Genomic DNA, 3500 nt, shown 5'->3' with positions numbered 1-3500 from the left:
CTGACTGGGAGCAAGCCCGGCACGCTGCCGGGTTTCCGTTAACCGCAGATGGATCTCCCGATCACAGAGGCGGTTGGCGGACGAGGTCCTGCATGGCGGCGACGCTCAAAGCCTCCATGCGTTCCCGCAAGGCTCGCTCATCGAGATTCTTGCCCGCCGAGCGTAAATCTGCCAGGATCTTGCCGCGGCGAACGCGATACCGCAGGAATTACAGTTGGCTGCTTCGAAAAGTGGGCTCGCTTCAGTTTCTCAAAGCGAGCCTTCCGAGTTGCTACTATCAGACGTCTATTTGCGTCCACCACTAGGACGGGATTTGGCACCTGTTCCGCCTGCGGTCTTGGCGTCGGGAGCTTGCCCGAAGTTTGTTCCCCCCAGGTGCCCGCCACCGCTCGTGTTTGCGACCTGGCGTTCGGTTCTGCGCCGGATCTCAGCTGCATTGGTTTTGCTCATTTTCAATTCCTTTTCGTCGCATGAGTGATCGCTGCCGGACGGCGCCCGGAAGACAGAAGTTCGATTTTGAGAGAAAAGGTTTGCTTGACGCCAATCGGCGCGAAACGAAGCTCTACTAGCAAACTCGATGTGGCAACCTGAGCCGCCATTGTGTTTAAACGAAGTTCTGGGACAGCGAGCCGGCTAACAAAAAAGGCCGGGGCGAAACCGCACCGACCTTCCTCACATCGCTACTCGTACCAATGCCAGTACATCCGTGGTCAAAAGCAGAAAGCGATTGCGGCAATTGCGAGCGACAGATGCTTTCCAGCGCTCATCAGCAATGCCGATGAGAGGCATATACGCACCCGCTGCATGAAACGCAACCGCAATTATCGGTTTTGTTAAAGATATCTTATAAAAATTCAAATTGCGTGATTCACATTGCATCCGGAGCTGCGCTCAGGCATGGTCACCTCGTCAGCAGCCAATGTTACGGGCGCTGCTGCATCAGGGCTTTCAGCCCTCGCCCCAAATTGAAGGAGGACCGGAAATGTCTTCCGAACACGTCCATATCTTAAATTCCAGAGACCTCACAATGCTGCGAGGCGTCTTGGATGCGGCTGGATACAATTCAGCCAGAAGCGTCGCCCATCCTGAGCGATGCAGCGCGGCAGCGAAGTTGCTTATCCAACGTTTCCAATATGGGATGACCTCTGCCGACGACCTTTCCAGGGAGCTGGAAAGGTGTTTTGGCGAGCCAATATCGTCGAAGTCTCCGTCAAGCTTTGAGCGGACACGCGCCTCCATTCAGGGACGGCCTGCCCGATAAACCTCCGACAACCGTAGGACTCCCGGCCCTCCCAATGTATAGGGCGATAGCATGGAACAATGCGTCAAGGCGGGGGTTGGGGGTGTGGATTGCACGGGTGAGGAACTTTTCTCCCTCATGCCGTACTCCGGCTAACTGTGAGATCCACTATTTCTCAATTGTGGAATCGGAGACTGTGTGTCGACGTCGGCGTGGCTGCTCTTAGTGGTTGAACGCAATCAGGTGCGGCATATTATTGCGTCCGCAGATGAAGCCCTTGACATGCTTTTTAAGAATTGGCCGGTGACGAGCGGTAGCGCTTTCTTTATGGCAATGGAGGCCTGTGCGGGCACGGTAGAGGGCATAGTAACCGAAGGGGAAGCCCAGTCCGCATTCCTTGCAGCAGCTTTTGACGCGCGAGTCGTGGTTCGGATCGCCTAGCTCTTGACTTAAAAGGACTGCCAAATTCCTCGTCTTCGGGTCAGAACCACCTGGAGGCGGCGTCCGAGGCAGGTCAGGAAGGCCGCAATGGTAAGCGCAAATCCCCGCCTCTGCGTGGCTTGGGCGGCCTCGAAAACAGATATTGTCAAACCGGTGCGGAGGTATCTCGCCACTTTCGCCAGGACGGTCCGCAAGTATCAGAATCAACGCGTCGCGTTCTGGCCAATGGGCGCCGAACGCCTCGCGCGGCGTCGGTTGCTTAGCGGTAGCATACCGATCGATTTTTGGAGTGCTCATTCGCTCCGCCAGGATTTTGCCCTCTCCACCTGCTCTTTCTGCAAGCGGTGGTCTCTGAAGAGTGCATCGTCAATCTCGCCTCGGGTAAAGGCATCTGCTGTCGTTAGGGGTCTGCGTCTCGATGGGAGGAATTTCAAGACGAGCGGCGTTAGTTTTATAGGCCAGGAACGACACGTCCTCCAGTGCATCTTCCTTCTCGCCGAGCCGGTAAGTGCCCGGCGCGAGAGGAGACACGAGTGAGCCGATGTTGAATGCGTTATCAAATCACATGAACGTCTCAAGTTTCTGCTCATGTGACGCGCCAACAAAACTGCTCTCGTTCTTTTCGCTGTCGTTTAAGGTGGGCGGTCTTAATTATTCGATCGGTGTCGGCCCGGCGAGTGATCGCTTTCGATACCGCGCTTGTTCGCTGATCGTCATCCGGGTCCTTCGCAGCCCAATCCGATTTGAATACCGCGAGGCTGCGACTAGCCAGTTCTGTGGCCGCCTCTAACGGAACATCCGCCAGCTCCGCGGATCCAATGTTAGGGGCGGGATTGGACGCTGCCGGGAGCGGAATGCCTTGAATCGAGAACCGGTTGAACAAGGGGCGAGAGTAACGCGGAGCCGGCATCTGCGGGCGTCCGAAGGCCATTTCCAGGGTTTTTTTCAGTTCTTCAGGATTTCGCGTTCCCGCCCGAAAGAGGGCAATGAGAAGCCTTGCAGAGATGTTGTGGAGCCGCGGCGGTGGTGAGACATTTCCGGAATAGCCCGCTTCGTGCAAGACGTCTTGCAGCAGGCGCAAATCGGCTGATGTAAGATGGGAAGTTTCCTGTTCGGAAGACATCATGCCCTCCTTCTGTTGGGGCGAGGACTATTGAAAGCCCTCAATCGGCAGTGCCCGTTCAGTGGCTACCGAGAAAGAAACCTTGCTCCCTGTCAGGTCATATAGCAAATGGATTCGAGCATCTGGAGGCAACGCAGACACGCAACACCCGATCATCCTGCCGGGAGGCAATTGTCGCGTCGAATGTTCGATCGCTCAGATGAATGAGGAGCGCAATAATTCGCGAAAGTGCGCATGCAACAGTCCCAGCAAGCAGCCCGCCCAACGTTTGACCAGTGACGGTCGAAATCGGCGTTCTTGGGAATAGGTAACGAGCTAGTCCTTGCCGCCGCAGTGCCAGCCTTCCGCGCTGCTCACGTCTCTTCTTAGAGACACCAACATCCAAATCCGCTTCATAGATTTCGCGGAAAGTCGCACCCCCAACCGCGATGCCTTTCTCCGCAAGAGATGGAGCCCGCAAAGCGCGCTTGCCGATTCCAGCGATCTCGACTCCAGCTATATCTTCGTCACCGCACGCGGCAGCGATATCACGCTGGCCGGGTGGGTGCATGTGCAAGCGGAGGTGTTGCGGGCGGAGGAGATTACGCTGAGAACGAAGGGTGTGCACAAGGTTCATAATGAGCTGTCGCCGGATTTGTGAGGCGAACCCATGGCACTATTTCCATCGGCGCGCATCCGCGCCGTGTTCCCGCCCTG

3 protein-coding genes are annotated in these 3500 nt (G+C 56.4%); 2 read left to right on the top strand and 1 reads right to left on the bottom strand.

What is annotated here, in order from left to right:
* Nucleotides 1-1438 precede the first annotated feature (1438 nt).
* A complete protein-coding gene (locus HJC00_RS32240; RefSeq protein WP_183698230.1) occupies nucleotides 1439-1681 on the top strand; it encodes a DUF982 domain-containing protein in 243 nt (80 codons plus the stop codon).
* 586 nt (nucleotides 1682-2267) lie between these two features.
* Here HJC00_RS32240 and HJC00_RS32235 read toward each other — a convergent pair.
* Entirely contained in the window at nucleotides 2268-2804 is a 537-nt protein-coding gene (locus HJC00_RS32235; RefSeq protein ID WP_221165209.1) for a hypothetical protein, read from the bottom strand.
* Between the two features lie 322 nt (nucleotides 2805-3126).
* Here HJC00_RS32235 and HJC00_RS32230 point away from each other — a divergent pair, with 322 nt between their 5' ends.
* A complete protein-coding gene (locus tag HJC00_RS32230; protein ID WP_259672368.1) occupies nucleotides 3127-3444 on the top strand; it encodes a BON domain-containing protein in 318 nt (105 codons plus the stop codon).
* Nucleotides 3445-3500: the final 56 nt, after the last annotated feature.

It is taken from the genome of Rhizobium sp. NLR22b, from assembly GCF_019685295.1.
Taxonomy (GTDB): Bacteria; Pseudomonadota; Alphaproteobacteria; order Rhizobiales; family Rhizobiaceae; genus Rhizobium.
The sequence above is the reverse complement of the archived record's forward strand: the minus strand, read 5'-3'. Positions and strand labels throughout refer to the sequence as shown.